Consider the following 16,102-nt stretch of genomic DNA (forward strand, 5'->3'; position numbering starts at 1 on the left):
GTGAAAAAATGAAAAAAAAAATAAAGGTGCTCCTCTTACTATGGGTGATTGGAATCGGGAGTTTTGGTGGTGCTTTGCTTGTTGGAGCAAATGCTGGTGGACAAGTCGTAAACGATGGAGAAATTACTTTTTATGAGGAATCAACAACATCTTCAACAAGCTCAACCTCATCGAGTTCTAGTTCGACTAGCTCAAGTTCAAATGATACATTACCAAATACTCAAGGTGGAGGCAAGCTACCGCAAACAGGGGAAACAATTCGCAATGTTAGTGTTTTAGGAGGCGTCCTATTATTGGTTGTTCTTTTGATTCTTCTATATAGAAGAAAAAAGAAGGAGGGGGATACATGAAGATAACATCATTTCTAAAAAAGGTCACCCTTATACTAATAGGAACTAGCTGTTATTTTGGAAGCGATATTGCGTATGCTAACGAGTGGTCAGGTCAAGGTAGTGTCACTGTCACAGATTCAGGTGTAACTAATCCGGTTGATCCAGAAAACCCTGAAAAAGAGGTAGACCCTGGACCTGGCCCATCGACAGATGGAGAGCTTCGAATTGATTTTGTGTCTAAGTTGAATTTTGGCTCTGTCAGCACTACTGGAACCAATCGAAGCTATTCTTCATTAGCACAACTTTTTCACAATGAGGGGACTTCTGCTAGAGGTTATTATATCCAAGTGACAGATCGCCGTAGAGCGGCAGATGGTTGGAATCTGACTCTTACTCAAGATAGCCAGTTTAACAGTAAAATTATTCAAGATTTGGATAAGAAAGAGCTGGAAGGTGCTGTTTTATCTTTTGATGAGGGATGGGCTAACTCAGCAGATAATTTAGAACGATTACCGACAGTGAGCCGAGAAACCCTTTCAATTAACGAAATGAGGACAGCTTATACAGTAGCTACTGCTTCCGCTGGTCAAGGAACAGGAGTATGGACCATTGCCTTCGGTGCTTCTGGAGAAAATGGTTCTAAGCAAAAAAATACATTGACCGCTTTAACTGATGCAACTGGTAATGCTGTAATGGATTCTACTTTTAATAAGCAAGCATACAGTAATTCTGCAATTTCATTGTCTGTTCCAGACACAACAAAAATTTATCCGGTTCAGTATACGACGACTTTAACGTGGACATTAACAGCCGGACCAATCGAATAGTACTTTGATATTGGCAAACTGAGGGAAACCTCATTTGTATAAAAACACAAATGTTTAGGAGGAAAAAAAATGAAACTTAGAAAGTTAAGTGCAGCGGCATTAGTAGCAGCTATTGGGGCAGGGGTAGTTTTTCCGGCGGCAGCATCTGCTACATCAACACCAGATCCATCTTATGCGGGTGATGGATTTGTAAAAATCACAGGGGGAACTATTGACCCTACAGACCCAACAATTCCCGATCCGGAAATCCCTGGTATTATTGACCCGGTTGATCCAATTACACCTAACCCTAATCCAGGAAATTTGGCAATTAAGCGTGTCTCTCCACTTAAATTTGGAGAGGTGAAAACAGGCCAAAGGGGAATCAGAAAAGCGGCTGCAGCAATTGCTGTAAATGCAACAAACCCTGCGGGTGAAACAAAAAAAACTGAACGTGGAAATTTTGTGCAATTTGAAGATGCTCGAGGTAACCGTGCTGGATATACTATCTCGGCCAATTTAACTCAACAATTTACTCAAGTTGATAGTAATGGTGTATTAGTGCCGACAGAAACACTAACAGCTTCTACAATCAGTTACACAAATGGAATTGTTGCAAATCCGAGTAACACGCAAGCAACTGCCCCTAGCTCAATGTTAGGTAGTTTTGATCTTGAATTCGGAGTATCAAGAAATGTTGCTAGTGCCAATGCTGGTGAAGGTAGCGGCGAATTTATGCTTGAGTATGGTCAAAGTACAGATTACGCAGGTATTACGACTTCAACTGCTGGAAACTCTGTATTTTTAAATATTCCAGACACAACTGCTGCGAATATGTTAACGGGTGATTATGAAGCGGTAATTACTTGGAGTATTGTTACAGGCTATACAAACGTGAATCCATAATTGGCATAAACAAAATTTAAAGGTACACGATAATGAAGTTCTGACAAGCTGATGGAAATCATTTTCATCAGCTTGTACTTCTTTCGTCAATTTTTGTACATAAAATATTATAGTAGGAGATTTTTTGGAGATGATTAAAGACACATGCAAGGTTCTATTCAAAATGATATTGGCAATTTCATTTCTGTTCGGAGCGAGCTTAATTTGGTCTAACGAAGTACTGGCAACATCTGACTCTTCTGAAAGTTCAGGAGGGAGTTTTACTTATGTAATTCAAGAGCCAGAAAATCAGATTAATGCAGATAGTGGCTATTTTAATTTGATGATGGCACCTAGCCAACAGCAAACTTTGATTGTGACATTATCCAATCCGGGTGAAAAAAAAGTTACAGTTAATATGGCATTGAATGGAGCAAAAACGAATCGAAATGGCGTTATTGAGTATGCAAATAGTGAAATTGAAAATGATGCTTCTTTGCCTTTTAGTTTTACTGATTTAGTCACAGGCCCCACTTCTGTTGAATTGGCTCCTGGAGAAACTAAGGATGTTGAACTAAATGTTCAAATGCCAGAGACAACTTTTGAAGGTTTGATTTTAGGTGGCTTGCAGATGATCTTAGCAGAAGATGAATCAAAAGGAACTACAGGCCAAGGAGCAGTTGTAAAAAATCGGTACGCTTATGTCGTTGCAATTGCTTTGCAGGAAGGTGATGTAAGTGGGATTTTGCCTGAAATGTCATGGAATAACGCATATGCAGGGCAGGCAAACTATAGAAATTCAATTTTTGTTAATTTTTCAAATATTAAAGGGAAGATGGTCACTGGAATGACTGTACAAGCACAAATTTCTGAACAGGGTAGTGGTGAAGTCCTGTATGAATCTAGGAGCACCTCTTTACAGATGGCACCGTACTCTTTTATTGAATATCCTATCAGTATGGGAGGAGATTCTATGACCGCAGGGATGTATACGGCTCATGTGCTTGTGTACGTTGGCGATCAATCGTGGGAGTTTACAGAGGATTTTGAAATCACTGTAGAGGATGCTAACCAATACAATGAACGAGATGTTGGTCTTACACAGGAACGAGGGCTTGATTGGAAATTAATTGCAATGATTGTTGTTAGTTTCGTATTGGCAGTTATCGTGATTTTTCTTGTTATTAGGCAAATTAAAAAGAATAGTCATCGTAATATTAATGTCGTAACTAAAAAGAAACGCCCTAAGAAAACTAAAAATAAACCGAGATAAGGTGACTATAGGAGCGGAGTACACATGACAATCTTAGAGTGGATGATTATTGGTGGGGTTGCGACGACGATAATTAGCAGTATTATTTTACTTTACTTTTTATTCCAAGTGATTTTACAAAGCCTTAAATTGAAAAAAATACCCAAACGACCTCCAAAAAATAGAATAAAACGAAAACGATGGCAACGACTAAGGGATAGAATTAGGTTTAAACGAAAAAGAGCGATGCTCTTTTTTGCTCTATCTTTATTGCTTGGCTGTGGCCTCGGAGCTGGAACCATTTATGCAAATTTTTATCAATCGACTAATTTAGGAACGGATGATGAGGACGCCATCGTGCGAGCATATTTCTTATTGCGAGATTTTCAGGTAGAGCTAGAGAAGGCTGCTGCTCAAGAGGAGAATTCTGATGCGACTGTTCAAAATATTCGCTATTTAGCGACTAATTTGGCTGGCTATTCTTCAAGAAAAGCCAGTTCCTTGAACACGATTGAAGGTCAGCGTGCATTAAATCGTTATTATGCTGCTCTCTCTGAGTTAGGGATGAATGCAACGTTAGAAGTCAATAATTTCTATGGAAATACACAGCTAGTAGGCGATTTTAAAAATGATATCGAGCGCACCATTACTTATGAAACAACAGCATTTGACTATTATAAAGTTAATCAAACAGTTTTAGATGCTGAAGGATTTAGTCAGGGAGAATAACGTTGCAGAAAAATGTGTTGCCTAAGAAAGTAGGACGGCAAAAACAACATTCAAAAAAAAGGAAAAGTAGCGGTTTAAAGAAAAAAGCACCATCAAGTATAAGACAGAAGAAAAGTGTAACTATTAAAAAAAGGAATTTAAGTCTTAAAACGGGTACCACAAGAAATAAGAGAAGAAATCAAAATGAAAGAGCTTGTAAAAAATTGTCTCATGACTCATTAAGAAAGAAAAAAAAGGGGGGGATCAAACATAAAAAGAATTTTAGAAGAAAAAATTTTTTTAAAAAAATGATACGAGAAATTTGTGATTTCTGTTTAATTTTCCTTATTTTGATGATTGTTTCTATAGTCATTAGTAGTTTTTTCTTTTCAATAAATCGAGTTAATGGCTACAGTATGTTGCCATCTTTACGAGATGATGATTTAGTAATTGCTCGAAAAACTGATAAGATAAAGCGGTTAGACTTGCTTGTTTTTGAACGGCGGAATAAACAAGAGGTTCGAAGAGTCATTGGCCTGCCAGGTGATCGAATTGAATACTCCGATGATGTATTGTATGTAAATGATAAGATTATTGATGAGCCATACATTATAGACTTAATAAATGAAGCTCAGCGAAATAATGGGCAATATACTAAAGATTTTAAAATGCAGGTGCTGACAGGGGAGCCATTCGTTCCTGATAATTGCTATTTCGTATTGGGGGATAATCGAGAGTGGGCGGAGGATAGTAGAGATTATGGATTTATTGAAGAAACTCAAATCATTGGGATAGTCAAAGTGCAGTTGTTACCAATTAATGATTTTTCTATATATTGATTGTCAGGACAAGTTTGATTATCTGATTAATTGAAGAAAATTGCTGAATGAAAAAGAATCTTACTGACCTTTGTCAAAAAAATATCGATTGTTTGAAGTTGTTTGTGTTAGATGATAACATCAATTAATACTTTGCTGCTATGGGCATAAGAACCTTGCTTATTCTGTAGTGCAAAAAGTGGAGGTTGTCATGCTTGTCAATATTTTTGCTAATTTAGGACTTATTGGTCTAAATATATATTTGATTATGCGTTTGAAGAATTATGTATATTTAGAATCTATTTCACGAAAAAAAGAAATAGTTCTTTTTATTTTACTTGAAACACTCATTGGAATTGTAATGCTACACTTCTCTAGCGTTTTCCTGAATGTTAGAGTTGATTTTAGATTTTTATTGTATGCAATTCTGATCAAATATTTGGGATGGGAAATTACATTACCTACAATTTTATTAGTTATGATTGCTAGACTTTTTTACAGTGCTGACCAGTCTGTTTGGATGCCTCTTTTAATTGGACTATTTCTCATCGTTTCCTTACAAGCATTTTTTTCGTTTATCAAAAAATACTTTTCCGATTTAGTTCAATTGCTTATTCTACAAGTCTACATCATTGCAGTTTTTTTGATACCAAATCTATTTTTTTTAGATGGAATTGTTCAAGTTTTACAGTATAGTGGGATATTTCTAGTTTTTGGGTTGATACTTTGTTTTATAACATACTTCATCTATGCGGATATCGAGAGAGTTTTTTCATTACCAGATAGAGATCATTTAACAAAGCTGGGAAATGTACGGAAATTTCATAAGGATATTAATGGCTTAGAAGTTGTAAAATTTCAATATTCACTTGTCATGGTTGATATTGACTATTTTAAAAAATACAACGACACATATGGTCATAAAATAGGTGACCAAATTTTGAAGGAAACAGCTGCTGTGATGATAAGCCTCTCAGATAAGCAAATTAATTTTTATCGCATTGGTGGAGAAGAATTTGTGGCCATTATTAAAAATGAAGACTACGTCGCTGCTATTTCATTGGCCAATAAAATTGAGCAGAGTATTAAGAACTTAGAGATTGATTATGGGGAGATTGAGAAGATTCGAATTACTGTTTCAATAGGAGTTACTCAAAAGAAATTATTAGAGAGCTCGAGTGAAACATTGGTTAGAGCAGACTCGGCCATGTATAGTGCCAAAAGAAATGGTAGAGATCAGATTATTTTTTTTTAAATGGTTAGTATACATACCTATAAAGCTAACTAAATAGTCAGAGAAGCTAATGGGATTTATCGTAAAAGCGGTCTAGTAGGCACTATCTATTCCTATGTGCTTTTATAGAATGTTTTTATGGAGAACGTTATGGGAAATATAGTAAAAAAAATCTTATTAGGAATTACTATAGTGATTCTTACGCTGATTGTTATCTGTTTTGGAATACTTTATTTTACGCCAGGTCCATTGTTTACATTGGCAAATTTAGTACCTGTTGAAGCAAATCTAACAAAACCGGAGAACTATTCGACTATAGAAAGTAGCATTACAGTTGAACAAAATATTTTATATTCTGAAAATTATCCTAATAGCAGTTTGGATATCTATTTTCCAAAACTGTCTACAGAAAAATTCCCTGTGATATTTTTTGTTCATGGTGGAGGTTTTTTTAAAGGTGAAAAGGAGATGGCAAAATATTTTGGCCCCACACTTTCGGATAGTCAATATGCTTTCGTAAGTATTGACTATAACCTTGTACCCAATGCAACTGTTTTTGACCAAATAAAACAAGTGAATGAAGCTTTCAAATTTATTGTGGAGAACGCAGATAAGTATTCATTTGATACAAGCAAGATTAATCTTGCAGGTTCTTCTGCTGGAGGTTTTCTAGTTTTACAATTGCTCTCAGCCTATTATGACAAAGGATATGCAGAAGAACTAGAGATTGACACGGTCAAAAATATGAATATCAAGAGTATCCTTCTATACAGTGCTGTCTATGATTTATCTGCATTTCAATCATTCGAAGGGAATGTTTTCGAAAATTATATTATGGCAAAATTGGGATGGGGACTGACTGGTGAAAAGAATTGGAAAAACGATCGAGAGTTAGGTGAAAGCTTAAACCTAAATAACTTTATGAGCTATGATTTTCCGCCAATGTTTATTACTGATGGTAATACTCAGACATTTACTGAGCAAGCAAAAAATTATATCCATCAACTAGAAGAGCAAAATATACCTGTTCAAGAGTTGTTTTTTGATTCACAGGAAAAGGTAGGCCATGGCTATCAATTGAATATGGCGAGTGAAGCTTCAAAAAAGGCCATTTTTCAGTCTTTAGATTTTTTGAATTATAATAATTAGTAATTTTCGTATATACAAGAAATAATTTTTTAAAGAATAACTGATATACTTCTAATTTGTGATTTTGTACAATGTGATTTCTTTTACTACATAACATTCTATAAAATTATTTTATTAATAAAGCGCTTCAATTTCTTAAACAGGTCACTATAATAAATAGAAGCGAGAAGAATTAATGATTCCTTAGAATCTTTGAAGATTATGAGTATTTTTTTCTAGCCCACAATTGATGCTTCAAGACATTGAGAACTATTGGCAAGGAAATATATTTAATTAAGTTCCGACTAAAGCAGCTTTAATTTGAAGGTACGCCCCTGGTTTGACGTATGAAGATAGTCCATACTCTGTACAAGATAGCCAAAGTAAAAAAAGTGACTTATGATTCATAATAAATTATCTATAGGATGCTATATCTATTTTTTTATTATTCATTGACTCAAAAGAAAGGTAGTGATTTAGGATGGAATCTAAAAATAAAAAGACATCAACTAAGTGCGTTCAATTATTTTTTTCAGTTTTATGGTTTTTAGGAGCTGGTCTCATTATGGTCTTATATTTAACAAATAATTTACCGTACAGTTTTCAAGTTTCTAGATTTATTAGTTGGTTGTATGACCTTGTAGGTGTACTTCCGGCTTCAATCATTCAGTTGATTTTATGTGGGTTACTTTTTTTGAAGGGTTTAGTGGATCAAAGACGAATTTTGTTAAAATCAGGTATTATAGATACCTTTAACCAAGAGACCATAGAATCGCTATTAAAAATATTCAAAAAAATAGCCTACCCAATAACATAGCAGGCCTGTTAAGTATAGTGATAACAATTAATTAGGTTTTAATGAAGAGAAAGACTTTTCAGTTTTATAAAAAATACTTTTACAACTGTTTAGATTTAAAAATGAGTAAAATTTCTTAGCGGTTCCACTTTGGTCAACAGCTTTTGTGAAGTTTTTTGAATCTTCCATTGTCTCAAAAGTAGTTGCGTCAGCCCATGTATCATTGTCTGAAAATAATTCGAATGAAATATAACCTTGTTGTTTAGAGATATGATTTTCGTTTAAATTTTCAACCGCTAGTAGAAATTCAGAAATATTGACATCCTCTTTTAGCTTATAAGAATTGAAAAAAACAATTTTACTCATAATTTTTTTTCTCCCTTCAGATTATCAAGTTAGTTTCTATGATAATCGTTTTCATTGAATGGAACAATAATAAATTGAAATAAACAAAAGAAAGTCAAAATGTATTGTGAAACTGAAAACCAACTGCGTTGTATATTAGTCTGTGAACGACGTATTTCACAGACTAATAATTAGTATTTATACATTATTTAATTGTAAAGCTACCTAATTTTTTAACTTCTCATGTATAGGAAAAGTAAATTTATATATAAAGCTTCTGCTATTCACTGGTCGATTGTTTGTAAAAAAAAGTTCAATAAAGAATTTTTTTTCAACTAATACGTTTAAAGATTCTTTAAACGTATTTTCTAAAGAATTAAATACATCTTGGGAATATGATATTTTATCAGAGAATACAACAACACAATCTTTGCGAAGTTGTTCTACCACTTTGCCTGAATTGAAAAAGCTGAAATTCCATGTACCATTGCTCGTATAAATCATGGCACGATTGTCTTCTAAAAAAAAGTCGGGAGAATAGTGTTTAGAAAAAATATGGAATGTCTCAGATAGCCTCATTTTCTTAGGATTATAAGTTTTTAAAGGCGAAAATTTAATAGGAACTGTTTCTTCCCTTATTATTGGAAAATCTAAATCGGGCATTGATGAACTAAATAGCTCTTTTTGATGATAGATCATCCTTTCCCACTTGTCTAATTGAACTTTTTTTTTCGCAATTACTTTCAATTGTGAGTCTAAAAGTTCTTCATAATCCCACTTAACCTCCTTGTCTAAAATACTAACAATGTCTGCCAATGAATAATCCAAAGCCTGTAACAATTTTATAGATTGAAGTAGATATATTTGATTTTTTTCGTAAAATCGATAACCTTTATCTGTTTTTTTCGCTGGTTTAAGAATATTTTGATTGTCATAAAATATTAAGGTCTTCCTTGGAACTCCAGAAAATGATGCAAACTCGCTAATGGTTAATAAAGTACTATCCATAACAAATTCTCCTTGACTGTATAGTTACTATACAGATTAAACTAAATTTACCACAATTTCAAGGGGATGATTGTATGTATAACAAAGCTATTTTTATTGATATTGATGGGACTTTGGCCGATTACTTTGGTCGAATACCTGTTAGTGCTGTAGAGGCTTTATCCAAATCGAGAAAGAAAGGGAACAAGATATTTTTATGTACCGGTCGTTCAAAAGCTGAGTACAATTTAATACTAGATAAAATTGATGTTGACGGAGTAATCGGGGCAGGAGGAGCATTTATTGAAGTAGATAAAAAGGTGATAAAAGAAAACTTTTTTTCTGCTCAAGAGATTGATTATTTATCAAGCTATTTAAATAACAGTAGAATTTCCTTCTATTTAGCTGGGGAGAAGTATCTTTATGTTAATGAAACAATGAAGAAAAAGTTTAAAATAATAGGTCGTTTTCTTCCAAATGACAAAGGGGCCCTGTTTAAGGATATAAGCGAAGTTGACTTTATGAAAGAAAAAATTTATAAGGTTAATTTCATACAAAAAAAATTCCTTTTGACAAAATACTAGAAGAATTATTTTATAATTACACAATTTCACCAAGCACTATAGCTTTTTTAGGGAAGAATAGCGGGGAGATATTACCGCCACACACCTCTAAACAACTTGGAATCGATTTTTTACTAAGCTATCTGGAAATCGATAAAATTAATACTGTCGGAATTGGAAATGGTAGTAACGATATTGATCTTTTTGCAGCAGTTGAAATTAAGATAGCAATGGAAAACTCTAATCCAAATTTATTAAAATTAGCAACATATATCACTGATACTCCAAATAAAGGTGGAATCTATAAAGCATTTGAACATTTTGATCTTTTTTAAAATAAGTTTGTAATGTATCAATTTTATTACTATTTAGTACAAAGCTGATAAATCTTTTAAGTTTCGATTATTTTAACTACCTAATCGGGGGATTTACAAACTCAGGGGGGTGATTTACTCCTAGATTTTGCCATAGACTCTACGTTTCTGGTTAGTTTTTAAAATTGAAAAAACACATTAGAAAATTTATGGAGAAAAATTCTATACCCATCAAGCTCTCCCAATAAAAAGAGTATACTCAATTTTGTTATAATAAGAAAATCCAAATTCTTTTGAGCTGTACAATGTAAGGACAAAAGGAAATCTATCAACTTAAAGTATAGTAGGTGGAGTGGTAAACCGATTATTACTAGTAATATTTTTGGCAGATAAGGATTCAAATGAACTATTAAGATATGTAATAGATTACGAAAATAAAGCTTGGGGACTGTCAATTACTGTAGAACTAATCAAGCTGTTTACTCGATGCTTAGTCCACTAGCGACGGATTTCATGGACTGGAGTTTGAACTACTCCAATTTTCGTAGGAAGTTTTGTAATAGCCTATTTCTTGAAGTTATGTCCTATCATAGTTCCGGAATGAAACAAGAAGATTTTATTCATCTGATTCTTATGGAACCACCTTTTCTCATTTCGGGTTTGAATGTCTGGTTTATTCAAACGAAAAGATAGCAGTCTACATTTAGTTGGTTAAAATGAGAAGGTAGAAAAAAGGTGAAGACTAGGAATGGTTGGTAAAAATTAAGGTAGTTAGCCTAGCAGCTAACTACCTTTTTAGTGTGCTCCAAAACGGCTATCTTCTATAATGTTGATTGAATTTTAATGATTTTTCGAAGGATTAAAAAAATTTCAAAAATCTGTGTCTTTTTTGTCCTTTCAGATTGTTTGTTATAGATGAAGGGGAAATATTACCAATCAAACTAATCCAGATATATGAATGATATTAAGAAAGAACAGAGATATTTCCGCATTATTACGTTTTTTTCAACACATTTAGGAAAAAGTTAAAAGAAAATTTCGTTTTCTGTGTCTTTTTTAGTTACTTAAATTGCTGGTATTAGTATAGGGAATTTTAAGATAGCTTAATCTATTAAAATTTCTTTTTTCAGTAGATTGAGTTTTAACATCACTTTCTTAAGATTTTTACAAAAGGTGAGTTAAAATAGAAAAATTTCCGTTATTTTGGTTTCATTTTCCGACTTCGTGGATATTTAATCTATGAGCAACAAAAATGTTCCTTGAAAACTGAATACATTTGTTAGAGCAACCCACTTAAATTAAGAGCAATAAGAGTTTCAGCGCCATGAATTTAATCAAAAGATTGAAGGAGCGATACATGATCTCTTCATACTAATTGCTAGTTAGTAAATGCCAGGATGATTTTGAGTGATAATGATACTTCTGCAAAGCTCCTCGAGGACTGAGGAGAGGTGAAATCCCTATGTTTCCTTAGAACTAGCTCTAAGGACTCTAACAAACGAGAAGAAAGTATTTGAGAAGTGCAAAATGATGGATGAGAGTTTATTTGGTGTGCCATTTTACAATAGTGTAATTAAAAATTAGTAGTAACAGCGTAAATCAGATAACTAAAAAAATAATAAGGTGCTTTATGCAGATTGAGGCGGAGTCAAAAGACCTGTTATAATCAGAGGTGAATATTGAAGTTTTAATCTGCATGGAAAGGAGTCCAATGATTACAGTAACAAAAAAAGATTTGGTGCAGCTTGGATATGGGAATTCTTTTGCGGCAGATATTATTAAAAAAGCAAAAGAATTGATGATTCAAAAAGGGCACGTCTATTATAGCTCGAAAAAGCTGGACCGTGTACCTGTAGGAGCCGTGGAAGAAATTCTCGGTATCCAGCTGGCCGATTCCGACAACGACGATTAGTTTTTACGCCAACGATTCGTGAGGAGTAAAAACAATGAGTAATGATGCGATTAAAAAAGACAAAAATGGCTTGTACTATTTTAGAGTGAATCTTGGCTATGATATCAATGGCAAGAAAATTCAAAAGTATCGGAGCGGTTTTAAGACTCAAAAAGAAGCAAGGGAAGTCTATTCCAAATTGTTGCTTGAAGAGCCTGAAACAGCCTCTGAGGGCACACCAACTAGCATGCTGTTTAAAGATTATATCGAAGAAATCTTTTTACCTTGGTACAAGTCACAAGTAAAAATCCGAACCTATGAAAATCGGCTACATTCAATCAAAAAGCACTTCTCATACTTTTATAAGATGCCAGTGGATAAGATTGAGCCTATCCATGTTCAAAATTGGCAATCTCAACTATTTAAAACATTGAGTGCATCGTATATCCGGAATGTTCAAGGAATTTTTTCTTTGGCAATGGATAAAGCCATTTTATTAGGTTTGGCTCAGAAGAATGCGTCGAAAATCATCGGAAATGTCAAGAAGCAAAAGACTAAGATTGATTTTTGGACGAAGGAAGAGTTTGAGAAGGTCATTTCATGTATTTACAAAGAAGATTATTATCAACACTTTCTCTATGTGTCTCTGTGGTTTTTGTTTATGACTGGATTACGGATTGGTGAAGCAACTGCCGTTCAGTGGGAGGATATTAATTTTCAGACAGCGGTTTTGAAAATTGATAAGACGTTGTTTTATAAGAATCTACAACACTATGAATTTGTGGAGCCGAAAACAAAAGCCAGCAACCGACATATTGTTTTGGATGAAGATACCTTGTCAATCCTAAAAGAATGGCGAGAGGTACAGAACAATGTTGCACCAAGTGGTTTTGTCATGAGTTACAATGGCGAGCCAACACAAAAGCATACGATTAGCTATGCCATTACTCGCTATGCAAAATTAGCCGGTGTTCATCGGATTAAAATTCATGCGTTGAGACATTCCCATGCTTCACTATTGATTCAAATGGGTGAGAATCCCTTAATCATTAAAGATCGACTTGGGCATGAAGACATTGAAACAACTCTAGGAACCTACGGACATTTATATCCAAACAGTAATTTTGAAGTAGCGTCAAAACTAAAAGGTGTTATTCAAATGAGCCATTCAATAACAAACCTCGACCACTCACCAAGCAATCAACACACCGTAGGATTTTTAAATCAGAAAAATTTGGTGCAATCCCGGTGCAATGATTTACAAAAGAAGAGCTGAAACCCTTGGTGCATAAGGGTTTCAATCTCTCCTGCTACTATTCCCACTCCACCGTAGCCGGTGGCTTACTCGTAATATCATACACAATTCGATTGACATTATCGACTTCGTTGACAATCCGCACGGAAATTTTTTGTAAAATATCCCATGGGATGCGGGCGAAATCGGCGGTCATGCCGTCGATTGAGGTGACGGCCCGGATGCCGATGGTATAATCATAGGTGCGGCCGTCGCCCATGACGCCGACTGATTTCATGCCGGGGAGGACGGTGAAGTATTGCCAAATGTCACGGTCAAGGCCGGCGTTGGCGATTTCTTCTCTTAAAATGGCGTCGGAATCTCTGACGATTGTTAATTTTTCTTCGGTGACTTCACCGAGGACACGAATCGCTAGGCCAGGACCAGGGAAGGGCTGGCGCCAGACGATGGAATCGGGCATGCCAAGTTCAGTTCCTAAGGCCCGGACTTCATCTTTAAACAAGGTATTTAAGGGTTCGATTAATTCAAATTGCATGTCTTCTGGCAAGCCGCCAACATTGTGATGGGATTTAATCGTTTGGGCTGTTTCCGTGCCGCTTTCGATGACATCAGTGTACAATGTGCCTTGAGCTAAGAAGTCAATGCCCTGCAGTTTTGAAGCTTCATCGTCGAAAACGTAGATAAATTCGTTACCGATAATTTTGCGTTTTTTCTCTGGATCAGACACGCCGGCTAATTTATCTAAGAAGCGGCGTTGAGCATCGACTTTGATGATATTCAAGCCAAATTTGCCGCCGAGACTTTCCATCACTTGTTCGGCTTCGTCTTTGCGTAACAAACCGTGATCAACAAAGATACAAGTCAATTGATCGCCGATAGCTTTTTGTAAAAGGACACCAACTACGCTGGAATCGACACCGCCGGACAAGGCTAATAAGACGTTGCGGTCGCCGACTTTTTCACGGACTTTGGCGATTTCCATATCGATGAAATTGCCCATGCTCCAGTCGCCAGTGCAATGGCAGACATCAAAGGCAAAATGACGTAATAAATCATTGCCATATTCTGAATGGCGTACCTCTGGGTGAAATTGGACGCCGTAGAAATTACGATTTGTATCTTGGATAGATGCGATAGGACAGTCTTTGCTGGTGCCGACAGCTTCAAAACCAGTCGGAATTTCAGTGACCAAATCACCGTGACTCATCCAGACGGTTTGTTTTTTAGGGGTGCTGGCAAAAAGAACAGCATCGTCAGCGATGATTTCCAGTTCAGCTTTGCCATACTCACGGTTTTTAGCAGGTTCGACTTTGCCGTCTAACGTATAGGTAATCAATTGCATACCATAACAAATACCTAAAACGGGAATGCCTAATTCTAAAATTTCTGGATCAATGCGAAATGCATTCTCATCATAAACGCTATTGGGGCCGCCGGAAAGAATTATTCCTTTGGGGTTCATTTTACGAACTTCATCGGCGGTGATACGGTGGCTTAATAATTCTGAGAAAACCCCGAACTCCCGGATGCGGCGGGTAATTAATTGGTTGTACTGGCTGCCATAATCTAGCACGATTATTTTTTCAACGCTGGTCATATCGACTTGGGTCACACTATCTACTCCATTTCCTATTTATTTCAAAAGGCGAACCTTTTAAAGCTAGTTGCAACATCAGTTGAAAGAAATTTTAATTTAATAACGTTTCAGATAGATTTCATCAATGATGTGGTGTTCAGATTTATGAAGAATTATATCGGCCCGCTCACGAGTAGGCAAGATATATTCTTCTAAATTTTTCAAATTCACATTTTTCCAAACGCCTTTGGCCATGTCGAGAGCGTCTTCCCGTTTGCCGATGGCATATTGATAATAGTAATTTGACGGGTCTAAAAAGGCGGAATCCAGCAGGGCTTCAAAGCGATCCAGATACCATTTTTCAATGACGCTAGAATCGGCATCGACAAAAATTGAAAAATCGAAAAAGTCGCTGACATAAATTTGTTGGTTAGCAGGCAGCTGCAGCGTATTGATTCCTTCAACAATTAAAATATCAGGCGAGTTGATGTACTCATATTCACCATCGATAATATCGTAGACGGAATGCGAATACAGCGGAAGTTCAATGTTTTCCTCACCACTTTTGACCCGATTTAACACACTGATCAAATTTTCCATATCATAACTTTCGGGAAAGCCTTTGCGGTCCATAATATCTTTTTCGGCTAAAACTTTATTGGGATATAAGAAGCCATCAGTGGTGATTAGTTCAACATTGCGGCGTCTAAAGGTGCGGGATAAAATCGTTTGCAGCAGACGGGCAGTGGTACTTTTGCCAACTGCGACACTGCCGGCAATTCCGATGATAAACGGCGGCACCCGCAGGTATCTGTGCAAAAAGAGACCTTTACTTAAGGTCAATGATTCGTATTCTTTTCTGTACAATTGAATCAAGTGGGTCAGCGGCACATAGATATCCTCAACGTCTTGAATGGAAATCTGGTCGTTGAAACTCTTGATATTTTCTAGTTCTTCTGCGGTGAGCGGCACCTTGCCGTTGACGTAGAAATCCTGCCATTCTCCCCGTCCAATTTTGTAATAATTCATCCGTTTGTCCATGGGACCCTCCAAATTCGGTTATACTGCTGTATTTTACCATAAAATTCGCCATTCTCCCATGTTTAATTAGAATACTTTTGTTTTGTGAAAGGTCTTCTGCGTGATATGATTAACAAGAAATAACGTAGAGCAGTTGGCTGATTTTTGATTGCTGAAATTTTGTCGATTTAA

16 protein-coding genes are annotated in these 16,102 nt (G+C 35.6%); 12 read left to right on the top strand and 4 right to left on the bottom strand.

Annotated elements, in window-relative coordinates; translation table 11 throughout:
* Positions 1 to 8 precede the first annotated feature (8 nt).
* The 8 genes from ACYSNU_RS00480 (at position 9) to ACYSNU_RS00515 (ending at position 7,184) form a co-directional block, all read left to right on the top strand.
* Complete coding sequence (locus ACYSNU_RS00480) at positions 9 to 350, top strand: LPXTG cell wall anchor domain-containing protein (RefSeq protein WP_461735295.1); 342 nt, start codon at positions 9 to 11, stop codon at positions 348 to 350.
* Positions 347 to 1,159, top strand: coding sequence for a WxL domain-containing protein (locus tag ACYSNU_RS00485; RefSeq protein ID WP_461735296.1), 813 nt, complete (start codon positions 347 to 349; stop codon positions 1,157 to 1,159). Before ACYSNU_RS00480 ends, ACYSNU_RS00485 begins: the two co-directional genes overlap by 4 nt.
* Before the next feature lie 69 nt (positions 1,160 to 1,228).
* Positions 1,229 to 2,044, top strand: a complete 816-nt coding sequence (locus ACYSNU_RS00490; protein WP_461735297.1) for a WxL domain-containing protein — start codon at positions 1,229 to 1,231, stop codon at positions 2,042 to 2,044.
* 130 nt (positions 2,045 to 2,174) lie between these two features.
* Positions 2,175 to 3,296, top strand: coding sequence for a DUF916 and DUF3324 domain-containing protein (locus tag ACYSNU_RS00495; protein ID WP_461735298.1), 1,122 nt, complete (start codon positions 2,175 to 2,177; stop codon positions 3,294 to 3,296).
* 24 nt (positions 3,297 to 3,320) lie between these two features.
* The gene (locus tag ACYSNU_RS00500) at positions 3,321 to 4,004 is read left to right on the top strand and encodes a hypothetical protein (RefSeq protein WP_461735299.1); all 684 of its coding nucleotides are present in this window, start codon (positions 3,321 to 3,323) and stop codon (positions 4,002 to 4,004) included.
* A 2-nt stretch (positions 4,005 to 4,006) separates the two neighbouring features.
* Positions 4,007 to 4,822 carry a signal peptidase I gene (gene lepB, locus ACYSNU_RS00505; RefSeq protein ID WP_461735300.1) on the top strand — a complete coding sequence of 272 codons (816 nt, stop codon included), beginning with the start codon at positions 4,007 to 4,009 and terminating at the stop codon, positions 4,820 to 4,822.
* A gap of 190 nt (positions 4,823 to 5,012) precedes the next feature.
* Complete coding sequence (locus ACYSNU_RS00510; RefSeq protein WP_461735301.1) at positions 5,013 to 6,056, top strand: GGDEF domain-containing protein; 1,044 nt, start codon at positions 5,013 to 5,015, stop codon at positions 6,054 to 6,056.
* Positions 6,057 to 6,185: 129 nt separating this feature from the next.
* The gene (locus ACYSNU_RS00515) at positions 6,186 to 7,184 is read left to right on the top strand and encodes an alpha/beta hydrolase (protein WP_461735302.1); all 999 of its coding nucleotides are present in this window, start codon (positions 6,186 to 6,188) and stop codon (positions 7,182 to 7,184) included.
* An 823-nt stretch (positions 7,185 to 8,007) separates the two neighbouring features.
* Here the strand turns inward: ACYSNU_RS00515 and ACYSNU_RS00520 are convergent.
* Together ACYSNU_RS00520 and ACYSNU_RS00525 are read right to left on the bottom strand one after the other, a co-directional pair.
* Positions 8,008 to 8,325, bottom strand: coding sequence for an antibiotic biosynthesis monooxygenase family protein (locus ACYSNU_RS00520; RefSeq protein WP_461735303.1), 318 nt, complete (start codon positions 8,323 to 8,325; stop codon positions 8,008 to 8,010).
* 204 nt (positions 8,326 to 8,529) lie between these two features.
* The gene (locus ACYSNU_RS00525; RefSeq protein WP_461735304.1) at positions 8,530 to 9,312 is read right to left on the bottom strand and encodes a MerR family transcriptional regulator; all 783 of its coding nucleotides are present in this window, start codon (positions 9,310 to 9,312) and stop codon (positions 8,530 to 8,532) included.
* 74 nt (positions 9,313 to 9,386) lie between these two features.
* Here ACYSNU_RS00525 and ACYSNU_RS00530 point away from each other — a divergent pair, with 74 nt between their 5' ends.
* The 4 genes from ACYSNU_RS00530 (at position 9,387) to ACYSNU_RS00545 (ending at position 13,335) form a co-directional block, all read left to right on the top strand.
* Positions 9,387 to 9,875, top strand: a complete 489-nt coding sequence (locus ACYSNU_RS00530; protein ID WP_461735305.1) for an HAD hydrolase family protein — start codon at positions 9,387 to 9,389, stop codon at positions 9,873 to 9,875.
* Positions 9,876 to 9,913: 38 nt separating this feature from the next.
* Positions 9,914 to 10,189, top strand: coding sequence for an HAD family hydrolase (locus tag ACYSNU_RS00535; RefSeq protein WP_461735749.1), 276 nt, complete (start codon positions 9,914 to 9,916; stop codon positions 10,187 to 10,189).
* 1,690 nt (positions 10,190 to 11,879) lie between these two features.
* Positions 11,880 to 12,080: a DUF3173 domain-containing protein gene (locus ACYSNU_RS00540; RefSeq protein WP_461735306.1), complete on the top strand. Its 201-nt coding sequence runs from the start codon at positions 11,880 to 11,882 to the stop codon at positions 12,078 to 12,080.
* Between the two features lie 34 nt (positions 12,081 to 12,114).
* Complete coding sequence (locus ACYSNU_RS00545; RefSeq protein WP_461735307.1) at positions 12,115 to 13,335, top strand: site-specific integrase; 1,221 nt, start codon at positions 12,115 to 12,117, stop codon at positions 13,333 to 13,335.
* 37 nt (positions 13,336 to 13,372) lie between these two features.
* Here ACYSNU_RS00545 and guaA read toward each other — a convergent pair whose 3' ends face one another.
* Together guaA and coaA are read right to left on the bottom strand one after the other, a co-directional pair.
* Positions 13,373 to 14,926: a glutamine-hydrolyzing GMP synthase gene (guaA, locus tag ACYSNU_RS00550; protein WP_461735308.1), complete on the bottom strand. Its 1,554-nt coding sequence runs from the start codon at positions 14,924 to 14,926 to the stop codon at positions 13,373 to 13,375.
* A gap of 81 nt (positions 14,927 to 15,007) precedes the next feature.
* On the bottom strand, positions 15,008 to 15,931 hold the full coding sequence (gene coaA / locus ACYSNU_RS00555) for a type I pantothenate kinase (protein ID WP_461735309.1): 924 nt from the start codon (positions 15,929 to 15,931) through the stop codon (positions 15,008 to 15,010).
* Positions 15,932 to 16,102 lie beyond the last annotated feature (171 nt).

The organism is Enterococcus sp. LJL120 (assembly GCF_054871765.1).